Origin of the sequence: Kitasatospora sp. NPDC088264 (assembly GCF_040685715.1) — a bacterium.
Classification (GTDB): Bacteria; Actinomycetota; Actinomycetes; order Streptomycetales; family Streptomycetaceae; genus Kitasatospora.
The window spans coordinates 176,144-192,640 of sequence record NZ_JBFBIR010000002.1 but is presented as its reverse complement, the minus strand read 5'-3'; the positions used below and the strand labels follow the sequence as shown (position 1 = coordinate 192,640).

Here is a 16,497-nt window from a genome sequence, read left to right as displayed (position 1 = left end):
AGTGGTCGGGCCGTGCGCTCGCGGGGCGGGCAGGGTCACGCCTCGTTGGTGTCCTCGGGGGTCTCGCCGTCCTCGCCCTCGATCTCGTTCTGCAGACCGAGGCGCTCGACGATCCACTGCTCGAAGCCGACGGCGGCCTGGGTCCAGTTGGCGGTGGTGGTGACGAAGTAGTCCAGGTTGACGCCGGTGCCGACGATCATCTGGGCCTCGCCGATCAGGCGGACCACGCCGTCCTCGTGGGTGTGGGTGTAGACCTTGGGCCAGAGGGTCTCGCGGTTCCACTCGTCGATGAGGTCGAGGATCTCGCCCTTCTTCTCCAGCGGGTACGCGCGGTCGTAGAAGGCGCGCACCGCGAAGAGCTCCTTCTGCTCGCCGCGGAACATGTAGTAGACGCGGAAGCCCTCCCAGGGAGCGGTGAGGTCGCCCTCCTCGTCCACGACGTGCTTGAGCTGCATCTGGTCCAGCAGCTGGGCCACCAGGCCCTGGTCCGGGACGATGATCGGCGGCGGGCCGGCCGGCCGCCCCTGGTCGCCGGGCTGGCCGCCACCCTGGGGTGCGCCGAACGACGGGATGGACGACGGGTCGATGCTCATGGGGTCCTCTTCCTCAGTGCACGTGGTGGCCGGCAATGAGAGGCCGCCCTTTCCACTTCCCATCCTGCCTCATCCGGGGCCTGCCTCACAGGGGCACCCGGCCACGCGTCGATCTTCGTCCGGGGCGCTCCGACGCCCGCCGCGAGCGGTGATGGTGACGGAGCGTGTCCGGTTGGAGGGCCGTCGCTGCCGGGGCTCCGGCGGGGTGCGGCGGGGTGCGGCCGTAGCCGAGTGGGCCGTCAACTGTGCTGTGCGGCAAGGGTGTTGCCCGGGCCGCCCGCGCTGTCGTGCGGGCGGCCCGGGCTGGTGGTGCTACTTCTCCAGCGGTCCGCGGCTGCGGACGGTGAGGCGGTCGCCCTCCTCGTCCCGCTCGACCAGGACGGTGTCCCCGTCGTGCACCTGGCCGGACAGGATGGCCCGGGCCAACTGGTCGCCGATCGCGGACTGGACCAGCCGGCGCAGCGGGCGGGCGCCGTACGCCGGGTCGTAGCCGGTGAGGGCCAGCCAGTCGCGGGCGGCCTCGGAGACGTCCAGGGTGAGCCGCCGCTCGCGCAGCCGGTCGCCGAGGCGGGCCACCTGGAGGTCGACGATCCGGCTCAGCTCGGCGGTGCCCAGCGGGTCGAAGACCACGATGTCGTCCAGCCGGTTGAGGAACTCGGGCTTGAACGCGGCCCGGACGGAGTCCAGCACCAGGGCCTTCTTCCGGTCCTCCGGGGTGGCCGGGTCGACCAGGAACTGGGAGCCCAGGTTGGAGGTGAGGATCAGGATCGCGTTGCGGAAGTCCACCGTGCGGCCCTGGCCGTCGGTGAGCCGGCCGTCGTCCAGCACCTGGAGCAGGACGTCGAAGACCTCCGGGTGGGCCTTCTCCACCTCGTCCAGCAGCACCACGCTGTACGGGCGGCGGCGGACCGCCTCGGTGAGCTGGCCGCCCTCCTCGTAGCCGATGTACCCGGGCGGGGCGCCGACCAGGCGGGAGACGGAGTGCTTCTCGCCGTACTCGCTCATGTCGATCCGGACCATGGCCCGCTCGTCGTCGAAGAGGAAGTCGGCCAGGGCCTTGGCGAGTTCGGTCTTGCCGACGCCGGTCGGGCCGAGGAAGAGGAACGAGCCGGTCGGGCGGTCCGGGTCGGCGATGCCGGAACGGGTGCGGCGCACCGCGTCCGAGACCGCCCGTACGGCCTCCGCCTGGCCGATCAGGCGCTGGCCCAACTCCTCCTCCATGCGCAGGAGTTTGGCGCTCTCGCCCTCCAGCAGGCGGCCGGCCGGGATGCCCGTCCAGGAGGCGACCACGTCGGCCACGTCGTCCGGGCCGACCTCCTCCTTCACCATCGAGGCGGAGGCGTCCTGGTCGGCCGCCCGCTCCTGGGCTTCGGCGAGCTCCGTCTCGGCGGCCGGGATCTCCGCGTACATCAGCTTCGACGCCCGCTCGAAGTCCCCGTCACGCTGGGCCCGTTCGAGCGCGCCGTGCAGGTCGTCCAGCCGCTCCTTGAGCTCGCCGACCCGGTTGAGGCTCTTCTTCTCCTGCTCCCAGCGCGCGGTCAGGGCGCTCAACTGCTCGTTCTTGTCGGCGAGATCGCGCCGCAGCCGGGCCAGCCGGTCGATCGAGGCGGCGTCCGACTCCTTCTCCAGGGCCAGCTCCTCCATCCTCAACCGGTCGACGGAGCGCTGGAGTTCGTCGATCTCGACCGGGGAGGAGTCGATCTCCATCCGCAGCCGGGAGGCCGCCTCGTCGACCAGGTCGATCGCCTTGTCGGGCAGGAAGCGGGAGGTGATGTAGCGGTTGGACAGGGTGGCCGCGGCGACCAGCGCGGCGTCCGCGATCTGCACCTTGTGGTGCGCCTCGTAGCGGCCCTTGAGGCCGCGCAGGATGGCGATCGAGTCCTCCACGCTGGGCTCGCCGACCAGCACCTGCTGGAAGCGGCGCTCCAGGGCCGGGTCCTTCTCGATCCGCTCGCGGTACTCGTCCAGCGTGGTGGCGCCGACCATCCGCAGCTCGCCGCGGGCCAGCATCGGCTTGAGCATGTTGCCGGCGTCCATCGCGGAGTCGCCGCCGGCGCCCGCGCCGACCATGGTGTGCAGCTCGTCGATGAAGGTGACGACCTGGCCGTCGCTCTGCTTGATGTCGTTCAGGACGGCCTTCAGCCGCTCCTCGAACTCGCCGCGGTACTTGGCGCCCGCGACCATCGCGCTGAGGTCCAGCGCGACCAGCCGCTTGCCGCGCAGCGACTCCGGCACGTCGCCGGCGACGATGCGCTGGGCCAGGCCCTCGACCACCGCGGTCTTGCCGACGCCCGGCTCGCCGATCAGCACCGGGTTGTTCTTGGTCCGGCGGGAGAGGACCTGGACGACCCGGCGGATCTCCTGGTCCCGGCCGATCACCGGGTCGAGCTTGCCGTCCCGGGCGGCCTGGGTCAGGTCGGTGCCGTACTTCTCCAGCGCCTTGTAGGTGCCCTCCGGATCCGGAGAGGTCACCCGGCCGCTGCCGCGCACGTCCTTGAACGCGGCGAGCAGGTCCTTCGCCGTCGCGCCCTGCCGCGCCAGCAGTTCGGCGACCGGCCCGCCCTCGGCGGCCAGGCCGACCATCAGGTGCTCGGTGGAGACGTACTGGTCGTCCAGGTCGTCGGCGCGCTTGCCGGCCTCGGTGAGCACCGCGAGGGTGTCCCGGGAGAGCTGCGGCGCGGCGACCGTCGAGCCCATCGCGCTGGGCAGGGCGGTCAGCTGGCGGCGGGCCTCGGCGTCGATCCGGGTGACGTCCGCCCCGACCGCCTCCAGCAGCGGCCGGGCGATGCCCTCGGGCTGCTCCAGCAGGGCGATCAGGATGTGCACCGGCTTGACGTCCGGGTTCCCGGACGCGCCCGCCTGCCGGATCGCGGCGGACAGGGCGTCCTGCGTCTTGGTGGTGAACTTGCTGGCGTCCACTGCTGGGGGGTCCTCCCTCGTCGTCCTTCAATGCTGCTACGTACAGCATGCACTAAGTTGAGTCTATTCCGCTCAAGTTCTTACGCCCGTTCCGCGCGTTCCACCCGTTCCGCGCGTTCCACCCGTTCCGCGCGTTCCACCCGGGGTGGCCGCTGCGCGCGGGGCGTCCGGCGGGTCAGCCCCAGCAGCTCCCGGGCCGGCCCGCTCGGCCGCTGCCCGGCCGGCCACACCGCGCGCAGCGGCCGTCGCAGGTCCAGCCCCTCGGCCAGCGGCACGGCCACCAGCCGCCGGACGGCCAACTCCTCCACCACCGCCAGCTCGCTCAGGCAGACCGGCCCGGCCCCGGTCATCGCCGCCGCCTTCAGCGCGGTGGACGAGGCCAGCTCCAGCCGGGGCCGCACCGCGCCCCCGTACGGCGCCAGCGCCATCTCCAGCACCTCCCGGGTGCCCGAGCCCGACTCGCGCAGCACCAGCGGGGTGGCGGCCAGCTCCGGCCCGGTCAGCGGCGCCCGGCGGCGCGCCCACGGGTGGCCGGGCGCCACCACGACCACCAGCCGGTCCGCCGCCACCACCGCGCCGGCCAGCCCGGGCGGGGTGGACGGGCCCTCGACGAAGCCGAGGTCGGCGTCCCCGGCCAGCAGGTGCCCGGCGACCTCCGCCGAGTTCGCCGTCCGCAGCGTCACCGCCGTGCCCGGACTGGCCTCGGCCAGGGCCAGCAGCCAGCCCGGCATCAGGTACTCGGCGACGGTCAGGCTGGCCACCACCCGCAGCTTGGCGTCCCGCCGCTCGCGCAGCGCGTCGATCCCCGCGTCCAGCGCCTGCGCCGCCTCCACCACGTGCCCGGCCCACTCGACCACCAGCCGACCCGCCTCGGTCGGCCGGCTGCCCCGGGGCGAGCGCTCCAGCAGCGGGACGCCGATCTGCCGCTCCATGCCCTTGATCCGCGCACTGGCGGTCGGCTGGCTCACGCCCAGTTCGGCCGCGGCCCGCCCGACGCTGCCCAGCCGGGCCACCGCGAGCAGCAGTTCCAGGGCGCCGAGCTCGGGGACGCGGGGGGAGAGGGCCATAGGTCCAGGCTATGTCCTCATAGAACCCGCGGCGCTACCGGAGCCCGGCGCGGGGCGGCACGGTGGAACCATGTCCACCCTGGCCGATGCCCGCCCGCTCACCCGCCCCTCCCGTTCCTCCCGCCCCTCCCGTTCCTCGCTGGGTGCCCGCCTCGACCTCGCCCAGCTCGGCCCCAACTGGTACGCCGCCGTCATGGGCACCGCGATCCTGGGCAACGGCGCGGCCGTCCTGCCGCTCCGGCCGCCCGGGCTGATCGGCTTCGGCGAGGTGATGTGGGCGCTCGGACTCGCGGCCCTGCTGGTGCTGGGCGCGGCCCGGCTGGTCCACCTCACCCGGCACCGCGAGGCCGCCCGCACCCAGCTGCTGGACAACCCGGCCACCGCCGTCTTCTACGGCTGCCCGCCGATGGCCCTGCTCTCGGTCGGCCTCGGCACCCTGCTGCTCGGCTCCCGGGTGATCGGCACTGGCCCCGCGGTCGCCGTCGACGCCGTGCTGTGGGGCGTCGGCACCTTGTACGCGCTGGCCGTCGCCGGCGGCATCCCGTACCTGATGATCACCCGGCACCCGGTCTCCGCCCTGGAAGCCAACCCGACCTGGCTGCTGCCGGTGGTCGCCCCGCTGGTCGCCTCCGCCACCGGCCCGGCCCTCGTCCCGCACCTGCCGGCCGGGCTGCCGCAGCAGGCCATGCTGTACGCCTGCTGGGCCCTCTTCGGGATCGGCCTGCTGGCCACCCTGGTGCTGCTGCCGGTGGTCTTCACCGGGCTGTTCCACAGCAAGCTGCCCACCCTGGTGCTCACCCCCTCGCTGTTCCTGGTGCTCGGCCCGCTCGGCCAGTCCGTCACCGCCGTCCACCAACTCGCCGACGCCGCCCGCCCGGTGCTGCCCGCGCTGGCCCCCGCCATGCTCCCCTTCGCGGAGCTGTACGGCGTCGCGGTGCTCGGCGTCGCGATGCTCTGGCTGGCCGTCGCGCTCACCGCCAACCTGCGCGCCCGCCGGGCCGGCATGCCGTTCGCGATGACCTGGTGGGCGTACACCTTCCCGATCGGCACCTGCGTCACCGGCGCCTCCGCGCTCGCCCGGCACACCGGGTTCGGCGGCTTCACCGCGATCGCCGCCGGGCTCTACCTGCTGCTGGCCACCGCCTGGGTGCTCGCCGCCGGCGGGACCGCCGCCGGGCTCGCCCGGGGACGCCTGCTGGGGCGTGCCTGACTCCTCCCGCGGCACGCCGCCGTTGCAGGAACCCGCACCCGCGGCCCGACCGCGCACGGCCGACCGACCGTACGGGCGGTGACCACCCGGGCACCGCGCTGGCCTCGGCCTTTACCGGAACCCGGCCCGCCGCTCGACCCCTCCCGCCGTACCCGTCGTGCAGATAGCTGCAATTGCGCGAACCTGCACTCGGGCGACACTTGTTCACCGGCCGTCACGCTGTGAGGGTGGAGTCACGCCAGGCCGTCCGGGCACCGCAGCCCGATGGTGGCGACTTGCTCTTCGGAACTGACCACGGGTGCAACGTCCCGCACGCGTGAAACGGGGGGGAAGAGCGCCGGCCGGGGCGCCATGTGTGGTGATGGCCCCCGGAACCGGAGCCGTCGAGGCGTTGCTGCTCCGCCTCGACGGAAGCGCCTGGGCACGGGCGTGGCGACGTCGGCCCCCAGGACACCCCGGAGTGCGACGGCACCCGGGCCCCGGGGGCCGACGTCGAGCCCGGTACCGTGACCGCCGAGCCCCGCGCCCGACGGCGCGGGCGCGGCGACGAGGGAGAAGCATCCGGCAGGGAGTGTGCGACGTGACGGCGGAACCGGCGGTCGCGCCGCAGCACGGGCAGCCACCGGGCGAGGAACCCGACGAGGCCGCCCGGCAGCTGTACCTGGCGATCCTCGCCCGGGGCGGCCGCATCCCGTTCACCGACACCCAGGACACCGGCCAGGCCGCGCTCCAGCAGCTCGTCGACCTCGGCCTGCTCATCGCCAACCCGATGGACCACTGCTACACCGCCGTCAGCCCGCGCTCCGTCACCGACCGCCTGGGCGCCGAACTCCGCAGCGAGGCGACCAGGCTGCTGGTCCGCGCGGAGAACCTCCCGGGCGCCCTCGACGGCCTCACCCGCGCCTACGACGCGATGCCCCGGCCCTCCGGCCGGGCCGGCGGCGCCGTCCACGTCGAGGGCCACGTCCACATCCGCCAGCGGATCTCCCAGCTCGCCTCCGACTGCCGCTCCGAAGTCCTCGCCGCCCAACCCGGCCACCGCCCCGCCGGCACCCTGCAAGTCGCCCTCCTCCAGGACCTCCACCTGCTCCAGCGCGGCTGCTCCCTGCGCACCATCTACCAGCCCGTCGCCCTCGCCGACCCGCCCGCCCTCGCCTACGTCGAAGAGGTCACCCAGCACGGCTCCCTCATCCGTGTCCTCGACGAACCGTTCCAGCGGCTGCTCGTCTTCGACCGCACCGTCGCCGTGATCTCCGCCAACGACGACAACAGCACCGCCGCCTTCATCACCGACCCGGCCGCCATCACCTTCCTGGTCGGCGCCTTCGAGCGCGACTGGGCCCGCGCCGAAACCGCCGAAACCTCCGCCGCCCTCGGCCCCACCCGCACCATCCCCGACCGGGTCGGCCGGCTCCTCGCCCGAGGCCTCACCCAGCGCGCCGTCGCCACCCGCCTCGGCCTCAGCGAACGCACCGTCGCCGCCCACATCTCCCGCCTCCGCGACCGCCACGGCGCCCAGACCCTCTTCCAACTCGGCTGGCTGATGAGAGGCGCCCGCGATGACCGATGAACCCGGCCCCGCCGAGCGGGCCCCAGCCGACCGGCCCGCCCCGCGCCCGTACCCTCGTCCACCTCGGCGGGCGGCTCCGGGGGGATCCCCATGACCGATCCGTCGACCTCCCCCCTGCCCGACGACGCCGCCCGGGCGCTGTACCTCGCCGTCGTCGGCAACGGCGGCATCCTCCGGGCGGCCGACCTGACTCCGGCTGACGAACCGGTCCTGGGGCGGTTGCTCGACCTCGGACTGGTCGTCCCGAGGGTCGAGGACGCGGCCTACGCCGCGGTGAACCCGCGTGTCGTCATCGGCCGGATCGGATCCGAACTGCGTTCCGTGGGTGGCGAACTGCTGGCCAGGGCGGACGAAGCACCCGAGCGGTTCGCCGAGTTGGCGCAGGCCTTCGACGTCACGCCGCGCCACCCCGAGTGCTCCGTCGATGTCACGTACGTGCACGGCTTCGAACAGATCCGCCTGCGCCTGGCCCAACTCGACGCCGAGTGCTCGCAGGAGATGCTGTCCGCCCAGCCCGGCGGTGCCCGGCCCGTCGAGGGGCTCCCGGACGCCCTCGACCGAATGCGGCGGCTCGCCGAGCGCGGCGGCACCGTCCGGGGCATCTACGAGCCGGCGGCGGCCGCAGACCCGGCGACCGCCGCCTTCGCCGCCGCGTCCGCCGAGATCGGCTGCCGGTACCGGGTGCTGGGCGAGCCGTTCCGGCGGGTCCTGATCTACGACCGGAAGGTGGCCGTCATCCCCGCCGCGTCCGACAACAGCCGCGCGGCCTTCGTCGAGGACCCGGTGGTGGTCGACTTCATGGCCGACGCCTTCGAACGCGACTGGCAGCGCGCCGCCCGGGTCCGCTGGTCCCGTGGCCCGGAAGCCACCGAACCAGCCGATTCCCTGCCCGACCAGGTCGGCCGTTTCCTCGCCCAGGGCCTCACCCAGCGCGCCATCGCCACCCGCCTCGGCCTGAGCGAACGCACGGTGGCCGGCCACATCGCCCGGCTGCGCGAACTGTACGACGCCGAGACGCTCTTCCAACTCGGCTGGCAGCTCCGGTCGGCGGCCGACGCCGCCCGTCGGCGGGTGCCGTGATGCACGGGCGCGGCGCCGAGCGGCCCGACCAGGCCGCACACGACCTGTACCTGCGCATCCTCCGGCGCGGCGGCTGGATCGACCGGGCCGAGGTGGCCGACGCCGACCGACCGGCCCTGGAACACCTGCTCGCGCTCGGGCTGCTGCTCGCCCGGCCCGAATCCGACGTCTGCACCGCCGTCAACCCGCGGACGGTCGGCGACCGGATCAGTGCCGAGCTCCGGGCCGAAGGCACCCGGCTGCTCGTCCAGGCCGCCCAACTCCCGCAGGCCCTCGACGACCTGACCAAGGCCTACGACACGGCCCCGCGCCCGACCGACCGCGCCGGTACGGTGCATCACGTCCAGGGCCTCGGCGCGGTCATCCGGCGGTTCACCGAGGTGGAGGCGGCCTGCCGCCAGGAGATCCTCGTCGCCCAGCCCGGCCGGCCCCGCCACGCCCACCAGTTGGAGGAGGCCCTGGAACGGATCGGCCGGTTCTGCGGCCGGGGCGGCCGGATCCGGGTGATCTACGCACCCGGCGCCGTCCGGGACCAGGCGACCGCCGACCACACCGCCCGCGGCACCGAACTGGGCGCCCGCTTCCGGGTCCTGGCCGAGCCGTTCCGCCACCTGCACATCTTCGACCGCCGGATCGCCGTGCTCCAGTCCGCCGACGACCTCCGGAGCGCGACCTTCATCGAGGATCCGGCGACCGTCGACCATTTCCTGGCCGTGTTCGAACGGGACTGGGCCCGCTCAGGCCGCCTCCTCTGGAGCGCCGACCAGGCGTCCGCTCCCGAGTCGACGGCCCACGAGCAGGTCGGCCGGCTCCTCGCCCAGGGCCTCACCCAGCGCGCCATCGCCGGGCGCCTCGGCCTCAGCGAGCGGACGGTGGCCGGCCACATCGCCCGGCTGCGCGAACTGCACGACGCGGAGACGCTGTTCCAGCTGGGCTGGCAGCTGCGGGGCGCCCGGACGGGGGAGCCCGATGGGTGAGCGCTGTTCAGCCGGTGGCGGCGCTGGTCGGCCAGTAGCCGGCCCGGCCGACGACGGGGGGCTGCTGCCGGGGGACGTTGAACTGCTCACCGGGGGCGGTCCAGAAGCCCTCGCGCAGGGACAGCGCCATGCCGGCCCAGTCGAGCGCGGTCTCCACGGTGTGGTTGAGGGCCTCCTGCGACCAGGTGTCGTCGAAGACCAGCGGCAGGACGGGGGCGACCTGCTCGATGGTGGCGATCAGCGGGTTGTGCGTGATGGCCTCGTCGACGAGGAGGACGATCGGCTTCCGCAGCGCCGACGCCCACCCCAGCTCCAGGCTCACCCCGGCCGACAGCGGCGCCCCGACGTAGGCGAACACGAGGTCCGCGGACTGCAGGGCCCGGAAGTCGGACGGCACCCGGGGCTCCGGCGCCTGCCCGGCGACGGTCCAGGCATCACTGTGGTGCGCGCTGTACACGGCGGCACCGCTGCGGAGCAGGGTGGTACGGAGCGTCGTCAGCCGCGTCCGGCTGGCGAGCGTCACCACACTGTCCGCGGGCCCGGTCAGCCGCATCAGCGGCGCGGCCAGGAACACACGCGCACGCCGGCCCTCGGGGGTCTGTCCGGCGTGCTCTCGCAGGTAGGGCTCACTCATTGTCGACTCCGGGGATAGGTGCCAACCAGGCCGATCGCCCCGTTGGGTGGTGACTATCGGAATGCTGCTGTGCATTCGTTGTGGTCGAAACGAACTAGTCATGGACATGTTGTTTGTGGTGTCCCCGTCTTCCCCCTCCCGCGAGAGGGGTTGGGGAGTGCACTGATCGTCTCTGTCGACCGTCGCCACCGTCCACAGAGCCGTGGTGTCATCTCGATGCCTGGCAGAGAGATGACGCACTGGGGTAGCAGGCCCCCTGGCTTCCGGCATGGGCTTGCGGCATTATGTGGCAGGTTGTTCGAAACAATGGCTGGGTACCCGCGTCAAGTCTTAAACAAAGAGAGGGGGCACCATGTCTCGGATACGCCGGGTGGTGCGGTTTGTCCTGGTTCCAGTCGTTGTGGGTCTGGCGCTTTTCATCAGCAGCGGTTCGAGTCCGGCCGACGACACGATCTGGAACATCGGGGTTTCCCACGATGCGGCAGCGCCGAAGACCATGGCGCTGGCCAATGACACGATCTGGAACTGAGACCGCCGCGACGCTTGGTCAGTGATAGCTGTCGGAGTCGGTCGGAACGCTGTTCCTGGCCAATGCGTACCCGAGTTGGAAGAGCGACTCGACATTGTGCTCGTCGCGCATCTCGGCCAGGTGCCGCGCGAGCGTCCTTTCACTGATGCCGAGTCTGCGGGCGATCACCCGGTGGTTCACGCCTTCGAGCATGAGGTCGATGATCGTCTGCCGCATCCCGGAGACCACCTGCTGCGGAACGGCGCGCGCGCCGTCGAAGTCCAGCGCCCGGCTCCAGTTCCGCTCGAAGATCTCGCTGATCAGGTAGCTGATGACGGCCCGATCGTGCACGAAGGCAGCCAGATTGAGGTCCTCGGCGATGGGGATGACCGCGATTCGGCGATCGATGACGATCAATCGCGTGTAGGGCTCCTCCAGCGTCCGGAACCGCCCGCCGGCCTTGGTTATCGTGGCCACGTATTCCCTGGTGGGAGCGTGGTACCGGGTGCTCGGGTGGTAGATCGTCCTGAGCGTGATGCCCAGGCGGAGGGCTTCGAGGTCGCGGGTGAGGATGCCGGTGAGCGCCTCCGACGGGCGCGGCCCGCCGGGTTGGGCGGCGAGGATCTCCTCCGAGGCGCTGGCGACGATCTGCTGCACCCGCTGGTTGATCAGCACCTTCCCCCGCACGTACTCGATCGCGCCGCCGGCCTGCTCCGGTGAGTGGTAAGCGGCCGTCAGGTCGTGGAGATCGGTGGCGAGGGCCGACGCGCGGGTGAGCAGGTCGAGCGCCTGGCGCTGCCAGGTCACGGAGAGGCTCTCGGACAGCTGCTGGGGGTCGACCGCGACGAGGACACCGGGCTCGTCGGTGTCGGCGACCAGAAGGCCTATGGCCACCAACTCCTCCTGGGCCCCGCCCGCCCTGGCGAGGTCGGAGTCCTTCGGAAGCCGTCCGTTCTCGCGGATGACCGCCAGATACAACTCCCGCGCTTCTTTCGAGAGGACGGAGGGCCCAATCGCGGCGGTACTGGGCTGTTCTCGTCCACTCATCTGCGGGCTCCTTGCCGTGGCCGTGTCTGCACTACCTGCCGGGCACCAATACCGGAATCGCAGTGCAGCATGCCAGATCGGGTGGCATCGGTGAGGGCGGCCAGATTTGTTCGACAGCACTCTCTCACCACGATCAAGCCGCCGGCACCCCCCGGGTGGAGGGGAGCCGGCGGCCGGAGGTGTTCAGCCAAGTCTCAGCGTTTGGGGCGCCAGACGACCAGGGCGCTGGACTGGGTGGGGGGCTGGTAGGGGACGAGGTCGCGGCGGTAGGAGGCGTGGACGGCGGCCTCGCGCTGCTGGAGGGCGCTGGTGGCGCCTTCGAGGGAGTCGACCAGTTCGCCGATGCGGGACTGGAGCGCGGTGACCTGGTTCTCCAGCTCGATGATCCGCTTGATGCCGGCCAGGTTGATGCCCTCGTCCTGGGAGAGCCGCTGGACCTCGCGCAGCTGCTGGATGTCGCGCGCGGAGTAGCGGCGGCCCCGGCCGGCGGTGCGGTCGGGGCTGACCAGACCGAGGCGGTCGTACTGGCGGAGGGTCTGCGGGTGCAGGCCGGAGAGCTCGGCGGCGACGGAGATGACGTACACCGGGGTGTCCTCGGTGAGGACGTACTGCGGCGGGGCGGTGGGCCGCCGGGTGCGGCGGCCGTCGCCGGGCAGGCCGGAGCCGATGCCGGGCAGGCCTTCACCGATGCCGGGGCCGATGGGGCTGTCGGGGATCATCTGGTCGTCACGCTCCCTTCGCCGCCCGGAACAGGGCGGCTCGTGGGTCGTCGGAGGCGGTGGCCTCGCGGTACTGCTCCAGGGCGTTCAGCGCGTCCCCGGTGACGTGCCGCGGCACCACGACCTCGACGGTGACGAGGAGGTCGCCGCGGGTGCCGTCCTTGCGGGTGGCACCCTTGCCGCGGGCGCGCATGGTGAGGCCGTTGGCGCTGCCGGGGGGCAGCTTCAGCTTCACGGCGGGCCCGTTCAGCGTGGGCACCTCGATGGTGGCGCCGAGGGTGGCCTCGGGGAAGGTGACGGGGACGGTGACGGTGAGGTTGTCCCCCTTGCGCCCGAAGACGGGGTGCGGGCCGACGTGCACGGTGACGTAGAGGTCGCCGGGCTGTCCGCCGCGTTCGCCCTGGGCGCCCTTGCCCTTGAGCCGGATGCGCTGGGCGTCCTGGACGCCGGCCGGGATGCGGACCTGCATGGTGTGGGCGGAGCTGGCCCGGCCGCTGCCGTGGCAGTCGACGCACGGGTCGTCGACGATCATGCCGCGCCCGCGGCAGTCCTTGCACGGCTCGGAGAGCGCGAACGCGCCCTGGCCGCGGCTGACGGTGCCGGCGCCGACGCAGGTCGGGCAGACCCGCGGGGTGGTGCCGGACTTGGCGCCGGTGCCGTTGCAGCTGCGGCAGGGGGCCTGGCTGGTCATCCGCAGCGGGACGGTCGCACCGTCGACGGCCTCGTCGAAGGCGAGGGTCACCTCGGTCTCGACGTCGGCGCCGCGCCGGGGCTGGGCCTGCCGGCCGCCGCCGCGGTTGAAGAGCCCGCCGAAGACGTCGCCGAGCCCGCCGCTGCCGGTGTTCTGGCTGCCGCTGAAGAGGTCGCCGAAGTCGAAGTTGTAGCTGCCGTTGCCCTGGCCGGGTCCGCCGGCCCGGAAGCCGCCGTTGGCGAAGAGGCTGCGGGCCTCGTCGTACTCCTTGCGGCGCTTCTCGTCGGACAGGACGTCGTAGGCCTCGGAGATGTCCTTGAAGCGTTCCTCGGCCTTGACGTCACCCTTGTTGGCGTCCGGGTGGAACTCGCGCGCGAGCTTGCGGTAGGTCTTCTTGATCTCGGCGGCGGTGGCGTCCTTGGGCACGCCGAGGACCTTGTAGTAGTCCTTCTCCACGTAGTCCTTGCCACTCATGCGTCCACCTCGCTCCGCTCGGCAGCCGCTCCGCGCAACACGCGCCTTTCAACGATTCGTTTTTCAACGATTCGCTCGCTGCGCTTGCTCATAGCTGCCGCCACCTCCCGATGTCCATCGTCGCTGCGCTGTCAACAGCCGCTTCACCGGGCGCTGTTGACAGCGCGCTGCGGAGCCGGCCGCCGTACTGGCCGGCGTACGACTCCGCAGCGCACTGGTTGTCAGCTGTCACAGGTTGTCAGCTGTCCGAACCACCGTCGGACTTGTCCGCGTCCCCGGACTTCGCCTCGCCGTCGGGCGCGGCCGTGGTCTGGGTGCCCGGCTGGGGCTCCGCGACGGCGACCATGGCGGGGCGGATGATCCGCTCGCCGATGCGGTAGCCGGGCTGGAGGATCTGCACACAGGTGTCCTCGGTGACGTCCGAGGAGTAGCTGTGCATCAGCGCCTCGTGCATGGTCGGGTCGAAGGGCTCGCCCTCCTTGCCGAACTGCTGGAGGCCCAGCTTGGCGACGACCGTCTCCAGGGACTCGGCGACGGACTTGAAGCCGCCGGTGACCTCGCCGTGCTCGCGGGCGCGGCCGATGTCGTCGAGCACCGGGATCAGGGACTCCAGGATGTTGGAGACCGCGATCTCGCGGACCGTCAGCCGGTCGCGCTCGACCCGCTTGCGGTAGTTCTGGTACTCGGCCTGCAGGCGCTGCAGGTCGGCGGTGCGCTCGGCCGACTCCCGCTTGGCAGTGGCGAGTTCGTCGGAGCCCGCACCGGAGCCGGAGTCGGCGGCGCCGGCTGCGGCGGCCTCCTCGGCGGCCTTGATCACAGCCTCGTCGGCGGCGGAGTCGTCGCCGGGCTTGCCGCCCTGCGGCTTGTCCGTCATGCCGCACCGCCCTTGGGCTTCTCGTCGTCCACGATCTCGGCGTCGACGACGTCGTCGTCCTTGGCCTGGGTGGACTCGCCGGCCGGGGCGGCGGCGTCGGCGTTGGCGTACAGCGCCTGGCCGAGCTTCTGCGCGGTGGTGGAGACCTTCTCCGAGGCTTCGCGGATCTTCGCGATGTCCTCGCCCTTCAGGGCCTCCTTGAGCTCGCCGATGGCGGTCTCGACCTCGGCCTTGACGTCGGCGGGGAGCTTGTCGGTGTTGTCGGCGATGAACTTCTCGGTCGAGTAGACGAGCTGCTCGGCGGAGTTGCGGGTCTCGACGGACTCGCGGCGCTTGTGGTCCTCCTCCGCGTACTGCTCGGCCTCGCGCATCATGCGCTCGATGTCGTCCTTCGGCAGCGCGGAGCCGCCGGTGACGGTCATCTTCTGCTCCTTGCCGGTGCCGAGGTCCTTCGCGCCGACGTGCATGATGCCGTTGGCGTCGATGTCGAAGGTGACCTCGATCTGCGGCAGGCCGCGCGGCGCCGGCGGCAGGCCGGTCAGCTCGAACATGCCCAGCTTCTTGTTGTACGCCGCGATCTCGCGCTCGCCCTGGTAGACCTGGATCTGCACGGACGGCTGGTTGTCCTCGGCCGTGGTGAAGATCTCGGACCGCTTGGTCGGGATCGTGGTGTTGCGCTCGATCAGCTTGGTCATGATGCCGCCCTTGGTCTCGATGCCGAGGGACAGCGGGGTGACGTCGAGCAGCAGGACGTCCTTGACCTCGCCCTTGAGGACACCGGCCTGGAGCGCGGCGCCGATGGCGACGACCTCGTCCGGGTTGACGCCCTTGTTGGCGTCCTTGCCGCCGGTCAGCTCGCGGACGAGCTCGGCGACGGCGGGCATGCGGGTCGAGCCACCGACCAGGACGACGTGGTCGATCTCGGAGAGCGAGATGCCGGCGTCCTTGATCACGTTGTGGAACGGGACCTTGCAGCGCTCCAGCAGGTCGGAGGTGAGCTGCTGGAACTGGGCGCGGGTGAGCTTCTCGTCCAGGTGCAGCGGGCCCTCGGCGGAGGCCGTGATGTAGGGCAGGTTGATCGAGGTCTCGGAGGACGAGGACAGCTCGATCTTGGCCTTCTCGGCGGCCTCGCGCAGACGCTGCAGGGCCATCTTGTCCTTGGACAGGTCGACGCCGTGGCCGGCCTGGAAGACCTTGACCAGGTGGTCGACGACCTTCTGGTCCCAGTCGTCACCACCGAGGTGGTTGTCACCGTTGGTGGCCTTCACCTCGACGACCCCGTCGCCGATCTCCAGCAGGGAGACGTCGAAGGTGCCGCCGCCGAGGTCGAAGACCAGGATGGTCTGGTCGTCCTTGTCGAGGCCGTAGGCCAGGGCGGCCGCGGTCGGCTCGTTGACGATGCGCAGGACGTTGAGGCCCGCGATCTCACCGGCCTCCTTGGTGGCCTGGCGCTCGGAGTCGGAGAAGTACGCCGGAACGGTGATGACGGCGTCGGTGACGGTCTCACCCAGGTAGGCCTCGGCGTCCCGCTTCAGCTTCTGCAGCACGAAGGCGCTGATCTGCTGCGGGTTGAAGTCCTTGCCGTCCAGGTTGATCTTCCACCCGGTGCCCATGTGGCGCTTGACCGAGCGAATGGTGCGATCGACGTTGGTGACCGCCTGACGCTTGGCCACCTCGCCGACCAGGACCTCGCCGTTCTTCGCGAAAGCGACGACGGACGGCGTGGTCCGCGCGCCCTCGGCGTTCGTGATGACGGTGGGCTCGCCACCCTCCAGAACGCTGACGACCGAGTTCGTCGTACCGAGGTCGATGCCGACCGCGCGTGCCATCGTAAATACCTCCACGGAAGAGTTGAGCTTTACAGGCTCAAGGATGCATGACCGGATGGGTGTCGTCAACAGGGATGAGTCGCCACCGCTCAACTTTGCTGAGCGGTCTCCTTCCCGCGGCCGCGGCGACTTCCCGTGGCCTTGGTCGTGGCCGTGGTCGCCGGCCGCGGCGCGTGTGGCGCCACGTGACTGCCGCCATAGCTTGGGAACCTTCTGGAGGACTGGTGGTGGGCGGTAATGTCCGGGCCGTCGGCCCGGAAAGTTACCGGCGAGTACAATCCCTTCCACGCAAGACCGTTCAAAGA

At 71.9% G+C, this 16,497-nt stretch carries 14 protein-coding genes; 5 read left to right on the top strand and 9 right to left on the bottom strand.

Annotated features, from left to right (window positions below):
- Positions 1-35 precede the first annotated feature (35 nt).
- From AB0O82_RS02810 to AB0O82_RS02800, 3 genes are all read right to left on the bottom strand, one after another.
- Positions 36-593 carry a YbjN domain-containing protein gene (locus AB0O82_RS02810; RefSeq protein WP_363579817.1) on the bottom strand — a complete coding sequence of 186 codons (558 nt, stop codon included), beginning with the start codon at positions 591-593 and terminating at the stop codon, positions 36-38.
- A gap of 312 nt (positions 594-905) precedes the next feature.
- Complete coding sequence (clpB, locus tag AB0O82_RS02805; RefSeq protein WP_363579816.1) at positions 906-3,512, bottom strand: ATP-dependent chaperone ClpB; 2,607 nt, start codon at positions 3,510-3,512, stop codon at positions 906-908.
- Between the two features lie 80 nt (positions 3,513-3,592).
- Positions 3,593-4,579, bottom strand: a complete 987-nt coding sequence (locus tag AB0O82_RS02800; protein WP_363579815.1) for a LysR family transcriptional regulator — start codon at positions 4,577-4,579, stop codon at positions 3,593-3,595.
- Between the two features lie 70 nt (positions 4,580-4,649).
- Between AB0O82_RS02800 and AB0O82_RS02795 the strand changes: the two genes are divergently transcribed.
- The 4 genes from AB0O82_RS02795 (at position 4,650) to AB0O82_RS02780 (ending at position 9,416) form a co-directional block, all read left to right on the top strand.
- Positions 4,650-5,789 (top strand): TDT family transporter, encoded by a 1,140-nt coding sequence (locus AB0O82_RS02795; RefSeq protein WP_363579814.1) that lies wholly within the window; start codon positions 4,650-4,652, stop codon positions 5,787-5,789.
- A 580-nt stretch (positions 5,790-6,369) separates the two neighbouring features.
- Positions 6,370-7,359, top strand: a complete 990-nt coding sequence (locus AB0O82_RS02790) for a LuxR C-terminal-related transcriptional regulator (RefSeq protein WP_363579813.1) — start codon at positions 6,370-6,372, stop codon at positions 7,357-7,359.
- Between the two features lie 90 nt (positions 7,360-7,449).
- The gene (locus AB0O82_RS02785; RefSeq protein ID WP_363579812.1) at positions 7,450-8,439 is read left to right on the top strand and encodes a LuxR C-terminal-related transcriptional regulator; all 990 of its coding nucleotides are present in this window, start codon (positions 7,450-7,452) and stop codon (positions 8,437-8,439) included.
- A complete protein-coding gene (locus AB0O82_RS02780) occupies positions 8,439-9,416 on the top strand; it encodes a helix-turn-helix domain-containing protein (RefSeq protein ID WP_363579811.1) in 978 nt (325 codons plus the stop codon). Before AB0O82_RS02785 ends, AB0O82_RS02780 begins: the two co-directional genes overlap by 1 nt.
- 7 nt (positions 9,417-9,423) lie before the next feature.
- On the opposite strand, the gene AB0O82_RS02775 is transcribed toward AB0O82_RS02780, so the two are convergent.
- Complete coding sequence (locus AB0O82_RS02775) at positions 9,424-10,050, bottom strand: hypothetical protein (protein WP_063348539.1); 627 nt, start codon at positions 10,048-10,050, stop codon at positions 9,424-9,426.
- Positions 10,051-10,402: 352 nt separating this feature from the next.
- Between AB0O82_RS02775 and AB0O82_RS02770 the strand changes: the two genes are divergently transcribed.
- On the top strand, positions 10,403-10,579 hold the full coding sequence (locus tag AB0O82_RS02770) for a hypothetical protein (protein WP_363579810.1): 177 nt from the start codon (positions 10,403-10,405) through the stop codon (positions 10,577-10,579).
- Between the two features lie 18 nt (positions 10,580-10,597).
- Here the strand turns inward: AB0O82_RS02770 and AB0O82_RS02765 are convergent, their stop codons facing one another.
- The 5 genes from AB0O82_RS02765 to dnaK all read right to left on the bottom strand — a co-directional run bounded on the left by AB0O82_RS02765 (position 10,598) and on the right by dnaK (position 16,192).
- Positions 10,598-11,605 (bottom strand): helix-turn-helix domain-containing protein, encoded by a 1,008-nt coding sequence (locus tag AB0O82_RS02765; protein WP_363579809.1) that lies wholly within the window; start codon positions 11,603-11,605, stop codon positions 10,598-10,600.
- Positions 11,606-11,799: 194 nt separating this feature from the next.
- Complete coding sequence (locus AB0O82_RS02760) at positions 11,800-12,324, bottom strand: helix-turn-helix domain-containing protein (RefSeq protein ID WP_363579808.1); 525 nt, start codon at positions 12,322-12,324, stop codon at positions 11,800-11,802.
- Between the two features lie 7 nt (positions 12,325-12,331).
- Positions 12,332-13,489, bottom strand: coding sequence for a molecular chaperone DnaJ (dnaJ, locus tag AB0O82_RS02755; RefSeq protein ID WP_363579807.1), 1,158 nt, complete (start codon positions 13,487-13,489; stop codon positions 12,332-12,334).
- A gap of 238 nt (positions 13,490-13,727) precedes the next feature.
- Positions 13,728-14,363, bottom strand: coding sequence for a nucleotide exchange factor GrpE (gene grpE, locus AB0O82_RS02750; RefSeq protein ID WP_063348542.1), 636 nt, complete (start codon positions 14,361-14,363; stop codon positions 13,728-13,730).
- A complete protein-coding gene (gene dnaK, locus AB0O82_RS02745) occupies positions 14,360-16,192 on the bottom strand; it encodes a molecular chaperone DnaK (RefSeq protein WP_350876573.1) in 1,833 nt (610 codons plus the stop codon). Before dnaK ends, grpE begins: the two co-directional genes overlap by 4 nt.
- Positions 16,193-16,497 lie beyond the last annotated feature (305 nt).